At 65.9% G+C, this 20,525-nt stretch carries 26 protein-coding genes and 2 pseudogenes; 27 read left to right on the top strand and 1 reads right to left on the bottom strand.

Annotation, left to right across the window (positions count from 1 at the left end):
• Positions 1 to 125 precede the first annotated feature (125 nt).
• A complete protein-coding gene (locus tag N5C88_RS06005) occupies positions 126 to 425 on the bottom strand; it encodes a DUF2293 domain-containing protein (protein ID WP_001183923.1) in 300 nt (99 codons plus the stop codon).
• Between the two features lie 616 nt (positions 426 to 1,041).
• Here N5C88_RS06005 and N5C88_RS06010 point away from each other — a divergent pair.
• From N5C88_RS06010 to N5C88_RS06140, 27 genes and pseudogenes are all read left to right on the top strand, one after another.
• Positions 1,042 to 1,593: pseudogene (locus N5C88_RS06010) on the top strand (DNA cytosine methyltransferase); the annotation flags it as partial.
• A gap of 243 nt (positions 1,594 to 1,836) precedes the next feature.
• Positions 1,837 to 2,394 (top strand): hypothetical protein, encoded by a 558-nt coding sequence (locus tag N5C88_RS06015; protein WP_021264245.1) that lies wholly within the window; start codon positions 1,837 to 1,839, stop codon positions 2,392 to 2,394.
• Positions 2,395 to 2,727: 333 nt separating this feature from the next.
• Complete coding sequence (locus N5C88_RS06020) at positions 2,728 to 2,952, top strand: hypothetical protein (RefSeq protein WP_021264244.1); 225 nt, start codon at positions 2,728 to 2,730, stop codon at positions 2,950 to 2,952.
• Between the two features lie 21 nt (positions 2,953 to 2,973).
• Complete coding sequence (locus tag N5C88_RS06025; protein WP_021264243.1) at positions 2,974 to 3,366, top strand: hypothetical protein; 393 nt, start codon at positions 2,974 to 2,976, stop codon at positions 3,364 to 3,366.
• A 210-nt stretch (positions 3,367 to 3,576) separates the two neighbouring features.
• Complete coding sequence (locus N5C88_RS06030; RefSeq protein ID WP_021264242.1) at positions 3,577 to 4,314, top strand: hypothetical protein; 738 nt, start codon at positions 3,577 to 3,579, stop codon at positions 4,312 to 4,314.
• A 93-nt stretch (positions 4,315 to 4,407) separates the two neighbouring features.
• Positions 4,408 to 4,686, top strand: coding sequence for a hypothetical protein (locus N5C88_RS06035; protein WP_021264241.1), 279 nt, complete (start codon positions 4,408 to 4,410; stop codon positions 4,684 to 4,686).
• Between the two features lie 282 nt (positions 4,687 to 4,968).
• Entirely contained in the window at positions 4,969 to 5,781 is an 813-nt protein-coding gene (locus N5C88_RS06040) for a hypothetical protein (RefSeq protein ID WP_021264240.1), read from the top strand.
• Positions 5,778 to 5,996, top strand: coding sequence for a hypothetical protein (locus N5C88_RS06045; protein ID WP_021264239.1), 219 nt, complete (start codon positions 5,778 to 5,780; stop codon positions 5,994 to 5,996). The genes N5C88_RS06040 and N5C88_RS06045 overlap by 4 nt, the downstream gene beginning before the upstream one ends.
• A gap of 79 nt (positions 5,997 to 6,075) precedes the next feature.
• Positions 6,076 to 6,429: a DUF3085 domain-containing protein gene (locus N5C88_RS06050; RefSeq protein ID WP_021264238.1), complete on the top strand. Its 354-nt coding sequence runs from the start codon at positions 6,076 to 6,078 to the stop codon at positions 6,427 to 6,429.
• Positions 6,430 to 6,576: 147 nt separating this feature from the next.
• Positions 6,577 to 7,419, top strand: a complete 843-nt coding sequence (locus N5C88_RS06055; protein ID WP_280014977.1) for a phosphoadenosine phosphosulfate reductase family protein — start codon at positions 6,577 to 6,579, stop codon at positions 7,417 to 7,419.
• Positions 7,419 to 7,928: pseudogene (locus N5C88_RS06060) on the top strand (XF1762 family protein). Before N5C88_RS06055 ends, N5C88_RS06060 begins: the two are co-directional and overlap by 1 nt.
• Before the next feature lie 262 nt (positions 7,929 to 8,190).
• Positions 8,191 to 9,108: a DUF3577 domain-containing protein gene (locus N5C88_RS06065; RefSeq protein ID WP_022580324.1), complete on the top strand. Its 918-nt coding sequence runs from the start codon at positions 8,191 to 8,193 to the stop codon at positions 9,106 to 9,108.
• A 56-nt stretch (positions 9,109 to 9,164) separates the two neighbouring features.
• Positions 9,165 to 9,854 carry a DUF3275 family protein gene (locus tag N5C88_RS06070; protein WP_280014979.1) on the top strand — a complete coding sequence of 230 codons (690 nt, stop codon included), beginning with the start codon at positions 9,165 to 9,167 and terminating at the stop codon, positions 9,852 to 9,854.
• 94 nt (positions 9,855 to 9,948) lie between these two features.
• Positions 9,949 to 10,272: a hypothetical protein gene (locus N5C88_RS06075; protein WP_021264234.1), complete on the top strand. Its 324-nt coding sequence runs from the start codon at positions 9,949 to 9,951 to the stop codon at positions 10,270 to 10,272.
• A 99-nt stretch (positions 10,273 to 10,371) separates the two neighbouring features.
• The gene (locus N5C88_RS06080; RefSeq protein ID WP_021264233.1) at positions 10,372 to 10,779 is read left to right on the top strand and encodes a hypothetical protein; all 408 of its coding nucleotides are present in this window, start codon (positions 10,372 to 10,374) and stop codon (positions 10,777 to 10,779) included.
• 76 nt (positions 10,780 to 10,855) lie between these two features.
• A complete protein-coding gene (locus N5C88_RS06085) occupies positions 10,856 to 11,197 on the top strand; it encodes a hypothetical protein (RefSeq protein WP_021264232.1) in 342 nt (113 codons plus the stop codon).
• A 111-nt stretch (positions 11,198 to 11,308) separates the two neighbouring features.
• A complete protein-coding gene (locus N5C88_RS06090) occupies positions 11,309 to 11,959 on the top strand; it encodes a hypothetical protein (protein ID WP_021264231.1) in 651 nt (216 codons plus the stop codon).
• Positions 11,960 to 12,023: 64 nt separating this feature from the next.
• Positions 12,024 to 13,133, top strand: a complete 1,110-nt coding sequence (locus N5C88_RS06095; RefSeq protein ID WP_021264230.1) for a DUF6094 domain-containing protein — start codon at positions 12,024 to 12,026, stop codon at positions 13,131 to 13,133.
• Positions 13,134 to 13,184: 51 nt separating this feature from the next.
• Positions 13,185 to 13,502, top strand: coding sequence for a hypothetical protein (locus N5C88_RS06100; RefSeq protein ID WP_021264229.1), 318 nt, complete (start codon positions 13,185 to 13,187; stop codon positions 13,500 to 13,502).
• 99 nt (positions 13,503 to 13,601) lie between these two features.
• On the top strand, positions 13,602 to 13,901 hold the full coding sequence (locus N5C88_RS06105) for a hypothetical protein (RefSeq protein WP_021264228.1): 300 nt from the start codon (positions 13,602 to 13,604) through the stop codon (positions 13,899 to 13,901).
• 116 nt (positions 13,902 to 14,017) lie between these two features.
• A complete protein-coding gene (locus N5C88_RS06110) occupies positions 14,018 to 16,300 on the top strand; it encodes a helicase-related protein (RefSeq protein WP_021264227.1) in 2,283 nt (760 codons plus the stop codon).
• 113 nt (positions 16,301 to 16,413) lie between these two features.
• Positions 16,414 to 17,283, top strand: coding sequence for a hypothetical protein (locus N5C88_RS06115; RefSeq protein WP_021264226.1), 870 nt, complete (start codon positions 16,414 to 16,416; stop codon positions 17,281 to 17,283).
• Positions 17,284 to 17,441: 158 nt separating this feature from the next.
• Entirely contained in the window at positions 17,442 to 18,038 is a 597-nt protein-coding gene (locus N5C88_RS06120; RefSeq protein ID WP_021264225.1) for a PilL N-terminal domain-containing protein, read from the top strand.
• Positions 18,035 to 18,676, top strand: coding sequence for a hypothetical protein (locus N5C88_RS06125; protein WP_022580325.1), 642 nt, complete (start codon positions 18,035 to 18,037; stop codon positions 18,674 to 18,676). The genes N5C88_RS06120 and N5C88_RS06125 overlap by 4 nt, the downstream gene beginning before the upstream one ends.
• A 14-nt stretch (positions 18,677 to 18,690) precedes the next feature.
• A complete protein-coding gene (locus tag N5C88_RS06130) occupies positions 18,691 to 19,416 on the top strand; it encodes a TIGR03759 family integrating conjugative element protein (protein WP_022580326.1) in 726 nt (241 codons plus the stop codon).
• Positions 19,398 to 19,988, top strand: a complete 591-nt coding sequence (locus tag N5C88_RS06135; RefSeq protein ID WP_022580327.1) for a transglycosylase SLT domain-containing protein — start codon at positions 19,398 to 19,400, stop codon at positions 19,986 to 19,988. Before N5C88_RS06130 ends, N5C88_RS06135 begins: the two co-directional genes overlap by 19 nt.
• Positions 19,985 to 20,524, top strand: coding sequence for an integrating conjugative element protein (locus N5C88_RS06140; RefSeq protein WP_022580328.1), 540 nt, complete (start codon positions 19,985 to 19,987; stop codon positions 20,522 to 20,524). The genes N5C88_RS06135 and N5C88_RS06140 overlap by 4 nt, the downstream gene beginning before the upstream one ends.
• Position 20,525: the final 1 nt, after the last annotated feature.

Consider the following 20,525-nt stretch of genomic DNA (forward strand, 5'->3'; position numbering starts at 1 on the left):
CATGTCTCGACGATGCCAGCGGAGTGCTTAAGCTACTCCTAGCGCATTGGGCGCTGGGACGGGGCGGGGGTGCATAGCCATGCACCGGCGGATAAGCGTGCGCGCGGCTCGCTCCACCGATTTGGCTAGGGGAGCGCGGTGCTGCGCCAGCTTTCTAGAATGTCGCTTACTTCGCGGCTGACAATTAACCGCGCCTCGGCGCGAGCCATACCGGAGATCGCCAAAAGTCGATCGTAGTCGGTAAGTTGGTGGCGGGCGAAGGTTGAGGCCACAATGCCGACGACCTTGCCTAGCGAGGCTTCTGTCCACCGTTTGGCCAGAATCCGTTCGATGAGGATCTCGCGGTATTCCGGCGGGCAGCGAGCTTGATGTTTGCGAAAATGTCGCTCGACCGTCCGCCGGGTGAATAATGTGCCTTGCTGCATGCGATGCCTCCAAGGAGACGCTCGCATCGGCCTACGCCAAAAGGGGTCGCATGAGGTGCTTGGGGGCCGCCAAAAGGGTAGCTCAGCGACATGCCTTCCGATGTTGCCGTCAGCTAATCGCCAACCTTGGGGGGCGGCAGTTCGTTCGGCGTTCCCCACGACAATAGCCAGGCTTTCACAGCCTCGTGGCTGATAGTCCGGCCTGCCTCAATGTCGGCAATGCCCTCGGCGGTCGCTTCCTGGTCGTCGTCAAAGTTGTCGGCTTGGGAGTTCACGCAGTCCAACTACCACAACACCCGACCGCCCGGCCACACCGGTCCGACGCCTACGCCTTTACGGCCACACGGTGTAATGGAGGAGAGAGAGCCAACACATGCGCCAGCGCGAATGGCTTGGCGGCGGTCCGCAGGATTTCAGTCGCCGCCTCGTAGGCTTCAGACGGGACCACTCGGTCCGGAGGCGTTGCGGCGGGACCCCTAGTGTGCGCCCTTCACAGACCCTGAGGAGCGCACCGCTCGCCTTCTTGCTGCCCATCGCGATAGCGGGGACATCACAACTGAGCAAACTCAGGGACGCCCAGTGTTGCGGCGGGACATCCACTTCTGCGTTTTTACAGCTGCGCGCCGGCGGGCATCGCAACAGCCATGCGAACGCCGGTGTCGTACCCGCCATCGCTTTCGCGCAGAACAACCGTGGTGAAGTGCGCTTCGAGTCGGGCCATGGCCAGGTGGCTTGCACCGTGCTGTCCAACGGCAAGCCGGGCTACGGCGTGCCGATGGTGGCCTGCGTGTCTCTGCGCGGCCGCGAGCAGGGCCTTGCAGCGGAGCTGGGCGGCAGCGTAGCGGCCACACTGCGTACCAGCGGCGGCGGCGCGGACAAGCCCCATGTGCTGGCCCCCGACTTCGAGGCGCATTTCCGCTACGACTGGAACGACCCCGGCCCCGGCGACTGGTCGCACTGGCGGGTGCGGCGGCTGATGCCGACGGAGTGCGAGCGGCTGCAAGGCATGCCCGATGACTACACGCTGATCCCCTACCGCGGCAAGCCCGCCGCGGATGCGCCGCGCTACAAAGCAATCGGCAACTCCATGGCCGTCCCGTGCATGGCATGGCTGGGCCAGCGCCTGGTGCAGTGCCTGCACAAGACGGGCTCGACCGCTTCGGATTGATCGGCGACGCAGCCTGCGGGCCGCGCCATTCTCCCTCCTGCATTGCCGACGTATCGGCAGCAGCCCGCAGCCAGGGTGTCAAGGCTGCCGTGGGTTCCCCCCGCGCCACCCGCCAGTTCGCCTCGGCATCTCACCGGCGAACGCTGCCCACCGGGGCATCGATGCCTCTTTTCTCCAACCCACGGGATGGCCGCCACGTCCCGTCAGGGGCATGTCGCCACCCGGTCGATTTCAGGACTTCCCATGGACAACATCACCAAGCAAGACCGCATCACGCTGAAGAACCTCAAGGTGGCAGATTTCGCCAGCGAGGAAACGATGTGCTTCAGCGCCACCGTCGTGTTCGACGGCACTCCCATCGCCGAGGCCCGCAACGACGGCCACGGCGGCTCGACGTTCCTGCGTGCGCTCAGCGGCAAGGTGGCGCTGCTGGCGCAGGCCGAAGCCTTCGCCAAGGGCCTGCCGCCTGCGCCGCTCCACCTCGGCCAGGAGGGCGAAGACCCTCACTACATCGACATGACGCTCGACTTCCTGGTCGATGAACTGGCCGATGCCATGCACGCGGAACGCAAGGTGCGAGCCGCGTTCAACCGCGACATCGCCAACAAGGTGCTTTTCATCAAGGACGGCAAACTGCTGTTCATCAAGGGCATCAAGCTCAAGGCCATCGCCGACCGCAAAGCGTACTTCGCTTCGCTGCGCGCCCGGCAGGCCCAGCCCATCGTCATCCTCGCCGAGCTTGCGCCCGAGCAGGCATTCGACCTGTGGAAGCAGCATGTGCTGGGCGACAAGGCCGACTGACCCAGCACCATCGCACCCTCCTGACAGCCCTGCACTCGTGCGGGGCTTTTTCTTTTCCCCGTGCCTATCAATCGGGGCTGGACCGGATGCCGTTTTCCAACTAACGCGACGCGGCCCGCGCACGAAGCTGCCCGCATGTTCGCTGATTCCGGTCAGCACATGCCAGCAGCCAGGGTTCCAGGCTGCCGCGGGTCTCTCCCGCGTTGCCCGCCAGTCCGCATCGCATCAATTCCGCGGACGCGCGTCCTCGTGACGCTGATGCTTTTTATCAACCGCGTGCGGGAGCTGCCATCCCGTGAGGGACGAGGCCCCGCTTTTCCAAGGAGCCCGTCCATGTCCCAGCAAGCCTCTTTCGGCCAAACCTTCGGGCAATTGGCCTCGACCTACTGCGGCAAGTTCCTGCCGCTCGAAGTCCTGCAAAGCGCCGCCGGCCACTACATCGGCACGCGCGATACCGAAGGTCCCGTTTCGCGGGAATCCCGCGAGTACTTCCGCAGCTACGCCGCGGCCCGGCGTGCCCTCGAAAGAGGCGGCTGGTCCCAGCTCGCCATTCCCTGATCCAACTGGAGGAATCACGTCATGAACCAGCTACTGCCGCGGGAAGTCGTCGATCAGATCATGCGGGAAGAACAGCATTTCGCTGCCGCGCCCCAAGCCTTCTTCGAGGCATGGAAGCGCGGCGTCGAGATCGCTGGCCCCGAGTGGTTCGGCGACGGCACCCGTGAAGGTCTGAACCAGGCCACGAGCAAGTGGGATCTGCGTCCCAACATGCTGCGGCTCAACGATGCCCTCGGCGTCCTGAGCAGCGGCGAACGCATGTTCCTGTCCGCTATGGTCAGCTTCTACAACGCGCGCGAGGGCGGTGCCATGCTCAAGCGCTGCCACTTCCACGGGCTGTCGGACTTCGACGGTCTCGACCTGCAACGCCGCAAGGTCCTCGCCGACCTGCTCGTGAACTACAACGGCTGGTGAGCCGGTCTCCGGCACACCACCACGTCTTCGTTCACTCCCCACGAGGGGCACGCGCCCACGAGGCCGTGCCCCTCATTTATTTCCCGTAGTCCAGCGCAGTGCTGACAACGCCATGGTCGGCACTTCCTGACGCTTTTTCCATTTTTCAACCCACCGGGTCCAATTCCCGGTGGCGGGGATTGGCTCCATTATTCAATCTGGAGAGATCCCATGTCCCAGAATCCTAATCCCTTCCTTCGCGGCTACTGGAATCTGAAAATCGTCCGCACGCTGTGCATCAGCTACGACGATGGAAGCCCGCATGTTTGGCGCAACATCCACGCGAGCCAGCAATTCCTTTCCGACGAAGAACTGGTTTCATCGTCCTGCATCGTCACCAACGATTTCGCCGTGATCAGCAATGGCCCTGAACCCTTGAGCGACGAAGTGCTGGCCGAATGCGATGCTGGTGAAGGCGTCAGCGGCGAAGGCGTGATTGGTGCCGTGGTCTATGCCATCCATGGCGAGGACTTCGACGGCCGCCCAGTCCACGTCGGCGATGCCTATTCGGCCGAGGCAGCGCGGGAAGTGGTGCAGCGCCTGAGTTTCGAGACCGGCTACTACAGCCGGTGCTGGGAGATCAGCCGTGAGCACATCACGGTCGATACCTGGCACTACCTCGCCGACCTGGCGGACATCGCTACGCCGGAGGCCATGCTGTTCATCGCCTTCCGTGTGCCGTACAGCCCGGCGATCGGCGTCAAGCTGATCTCCACGCCCTGGACGGATCAGAACCTGGAGCACGCCGAGGGCATCACCGCCGAGCAGCTTCGGCAGGAGCACCGGAACAAGGGCATGCCGGACGACCTGGCAAACATCCTTGAACTGGCCGGCCAAGCCGATGTGCGCATCCTCATCTTCGATGCCGACGCACCCGCGCTGCTGGGCCTGCCGCTGGCCGAGTCCTAGCAGCCGCGCGACACGCCGGCCTTCCTCATTGTTTCTCCATGCCAGCCCGTCTCCCCCAGGAGCCGGGCTGGTCCATTTCATAGGAGCAACCTCATGTTCCCCGACCTCATCTCGCGCGCACCCGACTTCGAGCACCAGCTCGGAGCCTGCGTCAACGCCATGAGCCAGGACGATGCCATCGGCCAGATCCTGGTATTCGAGCGCACGCACGGCACGCTGCACATGCGCCATATCGCCAGCGCCGACTTGGCAGACACCGACATCGACGACTACGAAATGGTCGTGTTCGACGGTGGTAACACCAGCGGCGACACGTGGAAGCATGTCTTCTTCCCGCGTCAGCGCGAGCACTACTTCGTGTACGAAGCCTGACCCAACCAGCCCCTTTCGAGGGGCTTTTTCTTGCCCGCAGCGCCAGAAACCGGGTGCGGCGCGGTGCCGTTTCATGCGGGCGGGTAGCCCGGTCCAGGGCCATCCTTGCCCCATGTTCGTCGGCGTTGCCGGCACATGCCCAGGCAGCCGAGACCTTCAAGGCTGCACGCGCGGGAAACCGTGCTGGTCGTTTCTTCCTACGGACGCGCCGCGTCCATCCACCCACAAGGGACCTCTCCCTTGCGGGCGGGGAATCCCTTGTTCTTCTTCAAGGAGATTCCCATGGATCGCTCTCTCGTCAAAACTCTGATGCCTTCGCTTGTCGCAGGCCATGTGCCCCGCAACGTGCGCACCTACAGCTACCGCGTGTACGACGGCTTGCCGCAACCCTCGTCACTGGGATTTGCGTTCGATCCCCAGCCCTTCGACGGCAAGGTGGTCGCGGCCAACGACGACGCCATCGTCGTCAAGCTCAAGCCCAGCGAGTTCGCGGTGCTCGATCCCCACCTGGTGACTACCGTTCCCAGCGAAGGCGCCAAGGTACATGTCCAACCGTATGCCCGCCGCCGCTTTGACGGCCTGCGCGCGGACACCCCGGAAGTAATCACCGAGAAGACCGCGGACGGTGTTCCCTACACCATCACCAGGCACATCCTCGGCTCCGCGCCCGCCAAGCTGCCCATTCCCGAGCCGCAGTGCATGGAACTGGGGCAGCTCATCCAGCAGTTGGAAGAAATGCCGGCACCCGACGGGTTCCGTCGCATCACCCACATGCTGGTCGATGCGGGCGCCCGCGACTTCACCTGCGTCGATCCCACGCCGTCCAAGATCATCGAAACGCCTCCGGCGATCAGCTTCACGGTCTCGACCGCGAAGTTCGAGGGCCGGGTGACGATCCTGTACGACCGCGCGGGCGACACCTACGTGGTGGAACTACATCACGACGGCGAACTGGTCGATCGGCACGACGAGGTGTATTTCGACATGCTCGGTGAAGTGTTGGAGCGGCTTATCGACGACGGGCGCTGGCGCCTGATCGACGTGAGCGTGATCGATGCCAAGGCTTCCCGGCGCCGTCAGGCAGTTGCAGCATGACGTCCGAGGCAAATGACTGCTGGGTGGTGTATTCGCCCAACGAGTCGGCCACCAGCGACAGCGCCGGTTTCTGGTCCAACGAGTTCGGCTGGGTCCAGTTCGACCAGGCAACGCACTTCTCGCTCGAAGAGGCCTTGGACGCAGAGCTTCCAGTCTCGGTCGGCCGGGATGCACGCTTCGTCACATGGCAGGACGCCCGGCAGCACTACGGCTGAGTCCGCAGCCTACCGGCGACTTGCCCCGCAGGCCTTCCATCCGTTCAGGTGGAGGGCCTTTTTCTTCAGGAGATCAACCATGTCACTGCGATTCAAAGGCTCCGACCTGCGCCCCGTGCTAGCCGAGGCCGTCGCCAACCAATGCCGCGTCGTCCTCGCCAAGGACCAGGGCGTGTACTTCCTCGCCGAGCAGGGAGAGCGCCGTCCAGATGGCCGCGTGAAGCTGCTGGCCTATGCCGTCGGCTGCAACCCGGATACCGACCCGTTCGATGACTGGTGGGAACTGGCGCGCGCCGAGCTGGGCGGCGACGACTTCGGCGAATTCTTCGACCCGAAGGAAGGCGTCTTCGCACGCATCCTGCACGGCACGGACGATCTGATGCTGTCCGCCACCACGACGCACCTGTCGCTGGAGGTGGTGCCATCGGCGTAGCGCGGCTACTCCCGTCCCCTCATGGCCCCCTTCATGGGGGCTTTCTTTTCTCCGCACCGCGGCCATTGCTGCGTGTGCGCGCTCGTCTCCGGCCGCCTTGGCCCGCCTCGTCGGCATGCCCGCCGACATTCCCACGGAGACGACCGCATGCACGACCCGTTCAAGATCACCCAGCCGACCTGCATCAGCTTCTCGGGCGGGCGCACCAGCGCCTACATGCTCTGGCGCGTGTTGCAGGCCAATGGCGGCCTGCCTGCCGACACCGTGGTCTGCTTCGCCAACACCGACAAGGAAGTGGAAGCGACCCTGCGCTTCGTGCGCGACTGCGCCGAGCACTGGCGGGTGCCGATCCACTGGCTGGAATACCTGTCCATCGAGCCGGGTTTCACGCTGGTGGACTTCGACCGGGCCAGCCGCCAGGGCGAGCCGTTCGAGGCGCTGGTCCGCAAGCGCCAGTACCTGCCCAATCCCGTCGCGCGCGGCTGCACGACCAGCCTGAAGATTCGCCCGATGCACCGCTACCTGCGGCATCTGGGCTGGACGGACTGGGACCAGATGATCGGCATCCGCGCCGACGAACAGCGCCGCGTCGCCAAGATTCGCGCGCGCGGACACTCCACCGAATCGACCCACGAGACCATGTGCATGCCGCTGGCGGACGCCGGCGTCACCGTGCGCGACGTGGGCGCCTTCTGGCAGGCGCAGCCGTTCGACCTCGACCTGCTGACGGTCAACGGGCGCACGCTCGAAGGCAACTGCGACCTGTGTTTCCTGAAGCCTCGCGGGCAGCGCCTGGCCCTCATTAAGGCGCGGCCCGAGGCCGCCGTGTGGTGGGTTCGCATGGAGTCACTGAACCTGGCGAGCAAGCCCAGCGGCGCCCGGTTCCGCGCCGATGGCCCGAGCTACGCCGACCTGGCGCGCTTCGCTGCCGATCAGGGCGACTTGTTCGATGCAGCCGAGGAGCCGATCGCCTGCTTCTGCGGCGACTGATGCGCATGGGCAAGCCACCGTCCTCGCCATCGCTGCACCTGCTGCCGGTGTCCTTGCGCTGTGCCAATGCCTTCGGAGCACCACCGCCACCACCGGTCGGTTCAAGGGGCGAAGTTCGCCATCGCGGTCGCGCTGCCCGGCAGCGACGGCATCTGCGGCGTGGCCATCGTCGGCCGCCCGGTCGCCCGTCACCTGGACGACGGCTGGACCCTCGAAGTCACCAGGCTCTGCACCAACGGCGCACCGAACGCCTGCAGCAAGCTCTACGGCGCCGCCTGGAAGGCGGCCAAGGCACTGGGCTACACGCGGCTGATCACCTACTCTTGCCCGAGGAAGGCGGTGCCAGCCTGCGCGCCGCCGGCTGGCGGCTGGTCGGCACGCGCGGCGGCGGCGCCTGGAGCCGCCCCAGCCGTCGCCGCGCTGACACCCCCGAGCACCTGCGCGGCCCCAAGTGCCTGTGGCAGGCGCCAGGCGGCGCGGACAAAGGGAAACGCCCGGATGCCGATTGATTGCTGCCGCGCGCGCGAACCCCGCCCATGCTGCCCCCATGCCTCGCTGACAGCCGTCAGCAGCATCCCAGGTAGCCACGATCTTCAAGGCTACGGCGCGGTTCCACCGCGTTGATCACCCAGCTCGCACCGCATCCGTCCGCGAGCGGCCACCAGTCTTGGTGGCGGATGCTTTCGCCTTATCAACCCACCGCGGGGTTACGCACCTTTCCCCGCATGCGTGGGCCGGTGTGTCTCCGCTTCATCCCAATGGAGATTCACCATGAACACCACGTCCAACGAGAAATCGTATTTCGACATCCATACCTCGGGCATCGGATATATCCAGCGTGCCCGCGAGGTTCCCGTTCGGGGCGGCCGCCGCGCACAGCCTTTCATCGCATGCACGATCGCCGCACTGGTCGGTTCCGCCAAGGACCCGACCTACCGCTACTTCGACGTCAAGGTGTCCGGTGCGGATGCCAAGAAGCTGGTCGAGCGCTACATCGGCGTTGACGATCCCAAGCAGCGCCCGCTGGTGCGCTTCCGCCTCGGAGACCTCTGGGGCGATGCGTACATTCGTGACAAGGGCCAGCACGCCGGCAAGCCGGGCGCCAGTCTCAAGGCGCGTCTGCTCAAGGCCGAGCCGCTTGACCGGGCCGAACTGGCTTCGATCAGGCAGCACGAGCTGATCACGCGCGGCATCGGCTACCTCAGCCGTCCGAAAGACATCACCCCCAAGGATGGCGATCCGTTCCTGTCGTGCTGCGTCGCGGCACTGGCCGGGCCTGTCGGTGAACCGGAATATCGGTACTTCGACACCATCGTCACCACCCCCGAGGCCGAGCACCTGGTACGCCGGTGCGTGCAGGCCATCGAAGGGGATCGCAAGGTGCTGATCGGCTTCAAGTTGAACGACATGAAGATCGATCCGTACATCCGCACCAAGGGCGAGCGCGCCGGGGAACCGGGAGCGAGCCTGGAATCGACGCTGATCCACATCGGTCTCATCAAGATCGACGGCAAGACGGTCTATTCGCCGAGCCAGGCGCAAGCCGAGGCGCCGCAGGCCGAGGACGCACCCGCGCCCGAAGCCGAGGTTGCCGCCGACACCGCTGCCGACCAACCTGTCGATCCCGCCGAGCGCGAGCCCGCAGAAGAAGTCGAGGAGCAGGAGCCGGCGATGGCCGAGTCGTTCTGATCCGGCATGGCCCCTCACGGGGCCTTGCTTTTTCCTATTTCCCAAGGAGAACCATCATGGCAGCCACATCGGCACCTGCGAGATCAGTCCTGCCCATCGTCGTCCCGGGTCAGCTCACATTGCGGACCATCCGCGGCAAGAACGGCCCGTTCACGGTCGGTCGCCTGACCACCCCCATCGGCGAGTTCGCCATCAAGGACGCGGAGCTGGAGCAGTACCCCGAAGGCAAGTACGACGGGGAGTTCGTCATCCGCTACATCTTCGCGAAGTCCTATCCGGTCGCGGGTGGCGCACGGTTTGAAGTCCGCGCCAACCTCGATGGCATGACGCTCAACGGCATCGAAAAACTGAGCCGTGACGAGGCCCGCAGCTTCGCCACCCAGGAAATCGATCCGCTCGATGAAGAGCTGGGAGCGAAGCCAGCGGCAACGCCGGCCAAGCCCGCCAGAACGTCCAAACCCGCCAAGCCCGCACCCGTGCAGGCATCCGCGGACCCGCTGGTCGATACCACGCCCTTCGGTGTGGATGCGCCGACGCCCGCTGCGGCTGCTGCCACCGGCAGCGCCGAAGATGGCGACGCCGCACTGTTCGGCATCCTGTGGCCACTGGGCGAATCCGTCCGACTGGATTCGACCATTGACCGGCGCACCTTGCGCGCGCAGGTCGCCCGCCTGGGCCAACTGGGCTACAAGCACCAGTACCAGACGCAGGAGTGGAGCCGTCAGGCCGCACTGGAACCTGCGTGATCGCAAACGCCGCATCTGCGGTGTTCTTCATCCGCCCGCCGGGGTTCCTTCCCCATGCGGGGGAGGCTCCGGCATTTTTCTGGAGGTCTCCATCATGTCCACCATCGCTTGCGATACCCCCCGTTCTACGCTGGACGAACCCGCGTGGCAGGCTGTCTGCAAGACGGCTGCCGAGCACGCCCAGCGTGGTTGCGGCTTGGCCTGGGAACACTGGGTCACGCTTTTCAGTTCCGAGATCGACGCGCAAGTCAGTCGGTTGCCGGAAAGCCAGCGCGCCCATGCCCTGGAAATCGCTACCGAGGAATGGGACTACGCAACACCTGCCGAACGGCAGGAAACCCAAGAGTGGCTCGCCGAAAACGGCTGCTGCTCGCACGGGATCACGCTGGGTTGTTGCCCAGCCGGTTGCGGTTCCTAGTCCGCACCGAAATCCATCGCCGCACGCGCGGCATTCCATCACCCGCTGGGTGTCTTCCCCACGGGGAGGCCTCCGGCTCCACTTTTCAGGAGGCCTCTCATGGGCTGGTATTTCTCTTCCCAATCGCGATCCGACCTGATCGCGGAACTGGTCGCACCCCAGGAGACCGAGCGCGTCAGCGCGAAGGTCATCGCCCACACCCTGCGCGGCAACGTGCTGTGGTCCGTGATCGAAATGACTGCCAAGGTCGAAGGCGTGCATCGTGATCTCTCGCAGGGCCAGTCCCTGCGCTACATCCGCTGCGACCTGCTCGAATGCAGCGGCGGCCAGTGGGGCTACAAGCCGCTGGACGAATCCATGCACCCGTACTACTACTCGTGCCCGCTGTCCTATCTGGATCTCGCACCGGAGCAGTCCGCCGACTGGCGTGCAGGCGTTCGCGCCTACCACGCACGACGGCGTACCCCGACCGCCGCCCTGGCATCCGCTACGGCGCTGACGGCCTGAATCTCTTCCTTCCACCCGCCAGGGCAGCACTTGCCCACGCGGGCGGTGCTGTTCCAGCTCATCCAAGGACACCACCATGAGCCAGCACTACTTCGAGACCCATCACAAGGGACTTCCCATCACGGTCATGCTCGGCTGGGATCGGCCACTGCGCTATTTCTTCATGACGATCCGCAAGCCTGCCGAGCTGATCGACAGCACCATGAAGGTCGAGGACGAGGATTTCCTGTACAGCAACCTGCACGAGGAAGACCCGTTCGGCCACGGCCTGGACTACTACCGTGCGGTCCTGGGCCATTTCCACATCGACGTGCCGAGCAGCATGTTCACCGAAGTCCAGAAGGACTACGCGGGGAACGTCAGCAATCGCGTCGTCAAGCATGAGGCCGATGGTTCGTTCACCGAACTGAGCGCCTGACGTCACCTGCGACGCAGCCGAGGCATTCGCCCTGGCGCTGCGCGTTTTCATCCCTAACGGGGCATTCACTGCCCCTGCGGGCGGTGCGCCCCTCACATCGAGGAAACCACCATGCCTGCAACTTCATCCGACCAGCCCCTGTACCGCATCGACGAATGCAGCGACCTCATGGCCGATGCCTGCGTTTGCGGGAACCAGGGCGACTTGATCTTTCTCTCGGTCTGGGCGCGCGACACCGCCATCCAGCAGTTCATCGGGCGGCTCACCCTGGGCCGCAGCGAGGACGGCCTGGACCAGTTCCACGTCGTCACCGACCAGGGCGGTTCGCTGCCCGTGTTCGTCGGCTCGGTCGAGCGCCTTGAAAAGCGCCTGACCCGCAGCTATCGCCGCACGCTGTTCGGCTCGATGGTCAATCTCTGGCTGTTCGACCGGCGCTGCATCCGGCCCGACAAGAGTTCGGCCAGCGCCTTGGCGCTGTTGCCGCGCTCCGCGGCCGATCCAACGTCACGCCTGTGGCACCTGGTCAAGGACACATGCCCGCTGCCGCTGCTGGACCACTGGCAAACGCCAGTCCTGGCGCTGCTGCGCGAGCGCGAAATGCTGTGCTCCCTGCGCATGGCCCTCGGGCCGCTGCAAGGGTTCCGGCTCGCCATCGACGTGCCCGCGCTCACCGAAGCGCTGGGCGACCTCATCCGCCAGGGCGTGCTCACCGCCTATCCCTATCCGGCCAGGATTTGGACGCCGGAAGTGGAATCGGTTTGACCCAACGCGGAGGCATGCCTTGGCGTGCTTCCGTCCTTCATCCCAACCAGACAGGAGACTTCCCATGGCACTCATGTTCCCCAGGCTCGCTCGGAATTTCGCCAAGAACGGGTACTACCCGACCGACGAAGCCACCCTTGAAAGAACCCTCGGCGCACTGGCATCCGGTGACGGGTCGATGTGCATTCTTGACCCCTGCGCAGGCGAAGGCGTTGCCATCGCCGAAGCCGCCCAGGCCCTCGGGCCTGAGCTGGCCAGCGCCTATGCCGTCGAGTTCGACCAGGAGCGGGCCACCCACGCCCGGCTGCTGGTCGATCACTGCATCCACGGTGACCTGATGGACACCATGATCTCGCGGCAGGCCTTCGGCCTCCTGTGGCTCAACCCGCCGTATGGCGATCTCGCAAGGGACACCAGCGGCAACCTGGGCTACGAAGGCAAGGGCCGCGCCCGGCTGGAAAAGCTCTTCTACCAGCGCACGCTGCCCCTGTTGCAGTACGGCGGCATCCTGGTCTTCATCCTGCCGTCCTACGTGCTGGATCAGGAGATGGTCGGCTGGCTGACACGCCATTTCACGGACCTGTCCGTGTTCCAGGCGGTGGACAAGCAGTTCAAGCAGGTCGTGGTGTTCGGGCGTCGTGTCCGGCAGCGCGACCAGGCGGGCGATGACGTGAAAGCGTCCCGCGCCCGGCTGCTGCAAATCGGCCTGGGCGAACAGGAGGCGGAAGAATTGCCGCCCGAATGGACGCTGCTGCCGTATGTGGTCCCCACGGCCCAGGCCGAGCCGGAGTATTTCTACCGGATCAGCATGGAACCGGAGCAGTTCGCCGACGAAGTGCGGCGCCTCAAAGGCCTGTGGCCTGCGTTCGAGACCCATCTGGGCGCGACCCAGCAGACCTTGCGTGCTCCGGCACGCGCCTTGTCCCAGTGGCACCTGGCACTGGCCCTCGCGGCCGGCGCGATCTCCGGTGTCGTGCAGTCGCCCACCGGCCGCACCCTGGCCGTCAAGGGCGACACGTTCAAGCAGAAGTCTTCCGCCGTGGAATACCGCGAGCGCGACGACGGCTCCTTGGCCGAGACCCGAATCCTGACGGACAAGTTCGTGCCGGTGATTCGGGCCTGGGACCTCACACCCAGCTCTTCCACGCTGGGACAGGTTCTCACCATCCACTGACCCCGCAGGCGGCTTGCCGCCTGTTGTTCATCACCTGTAAGGAGTATCCCCATGCTGTCCATCTTCCAGGGGCGCAAGCCCAAGGTTCCACCACTCTTCGCACCGGGCACGCTCAAGCTGAGTGAGAAGGTGCATTGGCTGGCAAGCAAGAGCCTCATCGACCCTTTGCCTTATGTGCAGCGCCATGTGCGCGGCGACTGGGGCGAGGCCAGTGAGGCCGAGTGCCAGTTGAACGACGTCGCGCTGGAGCAAAGCGCTCCCATGACGTCGCGCTTCCAGATCACACCGAAGCTGTTCCTGCTCGTCATCACCAGTGACGACCAGCGCACCACGGTCGTGCAACTGCCCGAAGAAGGGGCCGTGAACTGATCGTCCAGCGTCCGCAGCCGCGGCGCGTTTTCTTTCCACCCACCGGGGTTTCTCGCCCCGACGGGGCGAGGTGCCTCTTTTCCTGAAGGAGCCATCTCCATGTCCACCGTTGCCCAACACGCTTTTCCCAGGTTCAACCCCGGCCAGGTCGTCATGACCTCGGGCGTCGCCAGCCTGGTTCAACAAGGCCAGCTCAATCCCCGTCCGTACCTGTTGCGGCATCTGTCTGCCGACTGGGGCGACCTCGACGACAGCGACCGGCGCCAGAACGACGCCGCGCTGAAGTCGGGTGAGGCCCGCCTGTTCTCTGCCTATGAGGTCGGCCCGAGCCTGAAGGTCTGGGTCATCACCGAATGGGATCGCAGCGTCACCACGGTGCTGCTGCCCAGCGAGTACTGATCGTCGTCATCACCGGCCAGATCCCGAATCCGGCCGGTCTTTCCTTCCCACCCCTGGGGCATGTCACCGCCCCTTGGGGAGTGGTGCATGCCCCGTTCTTCTTTCGGAGCATCACCATGAACGCACAAGTCATCGACGCGGCCCCGGCCGCTGACCCCTCGTCCGAGATGGACGACCTGCTCGAACAGGAACCGTCCGAACTGTCCATGAGCCTTCAGGACTTCGTTTCCGAGTTCGGGGACGAGCTGCTGGAATCCCTCAATCGGGCGAACCCGCCCGTCTATAGCGGCACACCGCGCCCGCACCGGCAACTGGTGCTGGCCGGGCTGAAACGCCAGTTGTTCCCCGCCCAGGCCGAGGTCGTGCATGCGGCCTCGGAACTGCTCGTCAACCAGGGCGAGCGGGCCGTTTTCGTCAACGGCGAGATGGGCACCGGCAAGACCACGATCGGCATTGCGCTGGCCGCGGTCCTGCATGCCGAAGGCTATCGCCGCACACTCGTCCTGAGCCCGCCGCACCTCGTTTACAAGTGGCGCCGGGAAATCCTCGAAACCGTCGCGGGCGCAAAGGTCTGGGTGCTCAATGGCCCGGACACGCTGCTCAAACTGATCAAGTTGCGCGAGCAGCTTGGCGTGCCTTCGCCGGCGCAGGAGTTTTTCGTTCTCGGTCGTGTCCGCATGAGGATGGGCTTTCACTGGAAGCCCGCCTTCGCGCGCAAGCACACCCGTCACGGCGACGTAGGGGCGTGCCCGCACTGCGGGGAGGTCGTCACCAACCTCGACGGCGAGCCGATCAATGCTCAGGAGCTGGAGGCGGAAGAGTTCCGCCGCAAGTGCAATGGCTGCGGCGGCGCGCTGTGGACGCTGATGCGTCCGCGGTCACTGTCCGGCAGCGACCAGTCCTCGGCTGTGCTGCGTGCCTTGAAGCGTATTCCCACCATCGGCGAAGCCACCGCGCAGAAGCTGATGAAGACCTTCGGGGACAGCTTCCTGGCCTCGATGCTCGGCGACAACCTGCACAACTTCATCAACCTGATGGACGCGAGCGGGAAGTTGGTCTTCAGCGACCGCCAAGCGCACCGCATGGAGCGGGCCATGGCGAACATGGAGTTCGGCTTCGGTGAAGGCGGCTACCAACCCAGCGAATATGTGAAGCGGTATCTGCCGCGCAGCACGTTCGACTTGCTCATCGCAGACGAGGCCCACGAGTACAAGACGGGCGGTTCGGCGCAAGGCCAGGCCATGGGCGTCATCGCGTCCAAGGTCCGCAAGACGGTCTCGCTCACCGGCACGCTGATGGGCGGCTACGCCGACGATCTTTTCCACCTGCTGTTCCGCGCGCTTCCGGGCCGCATGATCGAGGACGGCTACATCCCCGGCCGCAACGGCAGCATGAACGCCGCCGCCATGGCCTTTATGAGGGATCACGGCGTCCTCAAGGACATCTACTCCGAGTCCGACGGTCCGGCGCACAAGACGGCCAAAGGCAGCAAGGTCACGGTCAGAACGGTCAAGGCCCCCGGCTTCGGCCCCAAGGGCGTGCTGCGGTGCATCCTGCCGTACACCATCTTCCTGAAGCTGCGAGACATCGGCGGTGTTCTGCCACCGTATGACGAGGAGTTCCGGGACGTGGCGATGAGCGCCGAGCAAGGCGAGGCGTATCAGAAGCTGGCTTCCAGCCTGACGCAACAGCTCAAGGAGGCCTTGCGCAAGCGGGACACCACTTTGCTGGGCGTGGTTCTCAACACGCTGCTGGCGTGGCCCGACTGCTGCTTCAGGGCAGAGACGGTCCGCCATCCGCGCACGCGCGAGGTGCTGGCATTCACACCGGCTCAGTTCAACGAGCTGGAGGTGATGCCCAAGGAACGCGAACTGATCAACATCTGCCGCGAGGAGAAGGAAGCGGGTCGCAAGACCCTGGTGTATTCGGTCTATACCGGCACGCGGGACACCACGAGCCGGCTGAAGATGCTGCTGGAGCAGGAAGGCTTCAAGGTGGCGGTGCTGCGCGCAAGCGTGGATGCCAGCCAGCGCGAGGACTGGATTGCCGAGCAGATCGACCGGGGCATCGACGTGCTCATCACGAACCCCGAACTCGTCAAGACCGGGTTGGACTTGCTCGAATTCCCCACGATCGTGTTCCTGCAATCGGGGTGGAACGTGTACACGCTGCAGCAGGCCGCGCGCCGCTCGTGGCGGATCGGCCAGAAGCTCGCCGTGAAGGTGATCTACCTGGGGTACGCCGCCTCTTCGCAGATGGCGTGCCTCGCGCTGATGGCCAAGAAGATCCTCGTGTCCCAAAGCACGTCCGGCGATGTACCCGAATCCGGGCTGGATGTGCTCAACCAGGACGGTGATTCCGTCGAGGTCGCACTGGCCCGGCAACTGGTCGCCGCCTGATCCCCACGCCAACGCCGGCCTCGCGCCGCCGGCTTTCCGTTGTTCCCACCTTGCAGCCACGTCCACGGGAACCGTGGGCGTAGCTGCTCTTTTTTCATCCCAAGGAGATTTCCATGAACGCTACTACCCAAGCCACGCCCGAAACCGTCAATGCGCGCCTGACGCTGGACGTGACCTATCTGCTCAACGGCGAGGCCGCGTCGGAATTGCTGGCACGGCTGGAACGCATGTGCGAACTCGCCATCGGCGAGGGTCTGCTGAGCGGCGATACCGCCGCGGAAGTGGACACCTGGTCGATCGATGTGTCCGAGGTGCCCTCGGCGGCCGACCACGAAACACTGGAAGCCGAGATCGCCGCCTTCATGCAGCAGCGCATCGAGGACGGCAACCTCAGTGCAGAGGACATCCCCGTGCGCCTGGCGCGCTATGGCCTGATGGCCCCCGAGGCATTCGCCGACGAAATGCGCGAGCGCATGGGCATGGACGACGACGCCCCCACGGGCCGAGCCGTCATCCCCTCGACCGAACCTGCCGACGGCAGCGAGATCGAGATGCAAATCGCGGTCGCCTGCGTCGATGCCTCCGGTGGTCCCGACATGCCGATCTTCAAGGTCAGGATCACCCAGGAGGAATACGACCTGGGTATCCACTACGACAAGGCCAGGGACTTGGCCGAGGAAGCCCGCTACGAAGGGCCGTTCGTCTGCTTCGACACTGCCGAATACGGCCCCATCCTGTCGGCCGCCCGCGAACTGGGCCTTGTCCCGCAGGTCGTCGTGATCGATATGACCGACGGCCAGATCCACTCCATCCGCTGCGACAGCGGCGAGATCAAGGTCATCTGCTACGACACCAGCGACACCGAAGAGTATTCGGCGGCGGTGGCGAACCGGCCGCTCGGTGAGAACGGCCAGTTCGTGCGCTGCTGGTCGCACACCCAACTGGCACAGGTCGATCCCGGCCTGAAGCTGGCTCGGGATTGATCGGGCGAAGCCCGATGCGTTTTCACTGGCCCCTTCGGGGGCCTTTTTCTTTGGAGGGAGGCTGTCGGGAAATCGGGCGCTGCCTGATTCGCATTGTTTGCTGCCGCTCTTGGCCCGAGGGACGAAGGTGATGGCTCGATGTTTCAGGACGACGCGCCATGTGCCCCTCTCCACCCTGGTTCCACCATCCCGAACGCCGCCTGCTGGCGGGATTTCTCGGCCTGCTTTGGTCGGTGCTGGCTGGCGGCTGCGCGACGACCGCGCCGGTCGCGCCCGACACCATCGAGGAAGTCTCGGCCGCGCCCGCACCCGAGGCGCCCGAGTACATCCCCGTCGTGCGCTACGGCCGCTACACCCTCGTGGAACTGGCACCCACGGCAGCGCAGCGCGACCTGCTGTTGCAGACCATCGATGTCGCCATGCCCGAGGATGCCCGCGCCACGGTCGGCGACGGGCTGCGGCATGTCCTCAAGCGCAGCGGCTACGGCCTGTGCCAGACGGCGCGCGCGGTGATCGAGCTGTACGCACTGCCGCTGCCGGCGGCGCACCTGCATCTCGGCCCCATGACCTTGCGCGATGCGCTGCTCACCTTGGCTGGCCCGGCCTGGGAACTGCACGCGGATGACCGCGCACGGCAAATCTGCTTCGAGCGGCCTGGCGACAGCATGGCCGCCGACAACGCACCCGCACCGCCCGCCACCGAGGCGGTGCAGACGTTCCCGCTGGCGCCCGCGGTATCGGGAGGCCAGCCATGAACGCCCCGCAACCCGCCCAGCGTTCAACCGCCGCCGTGGTGGTGCAGAGCCTGATGTGGCTCTGGCTGTTCGGCCTCAGTGTCTTCGTGGCCCTCGGCTACCAGGCCATGAACGACCAGGCCGACCAGGAGCGCCTCGATTCCCGCCTGCAACGCCTCGAAGCGCAGGCGACGGGCCTGGCCGAGACCGTCGAGGCCATCCAGCAGCGTCCGGCCGTCGCCACGGCGGCAGACCTCAAAGACACCCGTCAAATCCTGGAAGCACGCGCGGCCCAGGTCGAGAAATCGCTGAGCGCCTATGCCGCTGCCGACGACCTTCAGGCACTGCGCGCCGAAGTCGAGCAAGTCAAGGCGCGGCAGACCGCTGCGCGCGCCGCTGCACCCGCCCAGCCGCGCACCAGCAACAAGCCCGCCGCCAAGCCCGAACCGCCGCCGCTCCCGTTCCGCATCGTCGGTGCCGAACTGCGTGCCGGCGAGCGCAGCGTGTCCGTCGCGCCGAGCAGTGGCGACTTCACGCCCGACCAGCTTCAGGTGCTGCTACCCGGCGATGCGGTCGGCCCGTGGCACTTGCAGGCCGTCGAGGGCAACACCGCGGTGTTCCAGGCCGGCGACCAGACCCGCCGCGTGGCGATTCCCTGACCGGAGCAGATCGCATGAAGCCATCGATCATCCTTTCCGCGCTCCTGCTGGCGTCCACCCAGTGGCCCGCCTGGGCGCAGCAGCCCGCCACGGCTCCCGCCCGCAATGCGCAAAGCCAGGAGCGCCCGCTTGTCGCCCGCATTCTGGACGACCGGGTGGCGAGCGACTGGGGCCTGCAACCGCAGGAGTGGGCGCGCTACCGCGAACTGATGGACGGGCCGCTGGGCATCTACTCGCCCAACCTGGACCCGTTGTCGGCCCTGGGCATCGAGGCGCGCACCGACGAGGAACGGCGCCGTTACGCAGAGCTGCAGGTGCAGGTCGAAGCGCGCCGCGTCGAGAAGCTGCTCGCCTACCAGAAGGCATACGACGAGGCCTGGCAGCGTCTGAACCCCGGCATGCAGCGGGTGAACTTGCCCGACGACAAGCCGGTCGCGGGAGCCACGCGCGGCTCCGGCCGCACGGCGGTGTTCGTCAAGGACGGCTGCGAAGCCTGCGGCCAGCTCGTACAGCGCCTGCAATCCTCGGGAACCGAGTTCGACCTGTACATGGTCGGCAGCCGCCAGGACGATGCGCGCATCCGCGACTGGGCCAAACGCGCGAACGTCGATCCGGCGCGCGTGCGCCGCGGCACCATCACGCTCAACCACGACGGCGGCCGCTGGCTGTCGCTGGGCCTGCCCGGCGACTTGCCCGCGGTCGTGCGCGAGGTGAACGGCCAATGGCAGCGCCAGCCGTAGTCGCATCGCTGCGCGCACTGGTGCTTGCCGCTGGCCTGTACGCCGGCGCGGCCCATGCGCAAGAGGTTCCGCCACCGGCCTACCAGCTCGCCGCACAGCGCGCAGGCATCCCCTCGACGGTGCTCTATGCCGTGGCCTTGCAGGAGAGCGGCATCCGGCGCAACGGGCGCATCGTCCCGTGGCCGTGGTCGCTCAACGTCGCCGGCCAATCGCGCCGCTATGCGACCCGTGCCGACGCCTGCGCGAGCTTGCAGCGGGCGATGCGCTCCACGCCGCACACGCGCATCGACGCGGGCCTGGGCCAGATCAACCTCGGCTACCACCAACACCGCTACGCCAGCGCCTGCGACTTGCTCGACCCGTACCGGAACCTCGCCATCGCCGCCGAGATCCTGCGCGAGCAGCACACCCCGGGCGAAGACTGGTTGCTGGCGATCGGCCGCTACCACCGTCCTGCCGGGGGTGAGCCTGCCGCCCGCTACCGGCGCAGCGTATCCCGCCACCTTGCCCGCGTGCAGGGCGCGCGCCCAACCGCCGCGGTCCTCGCCGCGCGCCAGGAGACATCCCCATGACGACATTCCATCTGGCCTTACGGGGCCTGCTCGTGCTGCTGGCGGGTCTGCCGCTGGCCTCGCTTGCCGGCGAGCCACTGATCGTGGTCGAAGACCGTGGCGGCGCATCGGCACTGCCGTATTACGAGGCCCTGAATCTTCAGCCGCGCGCCAACGCGCCGGCCCGGCCGCCGATCCCGACGCCCCAGGTTCCCGCCACGCCGGCGGACGAGGCCGCGATGCTGCCGGTGCACAGCGCCAAGCTCACGCCCGGCACCGTCGCGCGGCGGGTGATCGAGGCTCCGGGCCTGCGGCCTTTCGTGGTCGTCGGTGACGACGAGGCGTCCCATGCCTGGCTTCGCCGCCAGGCGACCGCGCTGCGCGAGCGTGGCGCGGTCGGTCTGGTGGTCAACGTCGAGACCGTGCAGGGCCTGGCGCGGCTGCGCGCCCTGGTGCCCGGCGTACCCCTCGCGCACGTGTCCGGCGACGACCTAGCCGAGCGTCTGGGCCTGCGGCACTACCCGGCGCTGATCACGGCCACCGGCATCGAGCAATGAA

The sequence above is a fragment of the Achromobacter sp. GD03932 genome (assembly GCF_029839485.1).
Taxonomy (GTDB): Bacteria; Pseudomonadota; Gammaproteobacteria; order Burkholderiales; family Burkholderiaceae_B; genus Achromobacter; species Achromobacter bronchisepticus_A.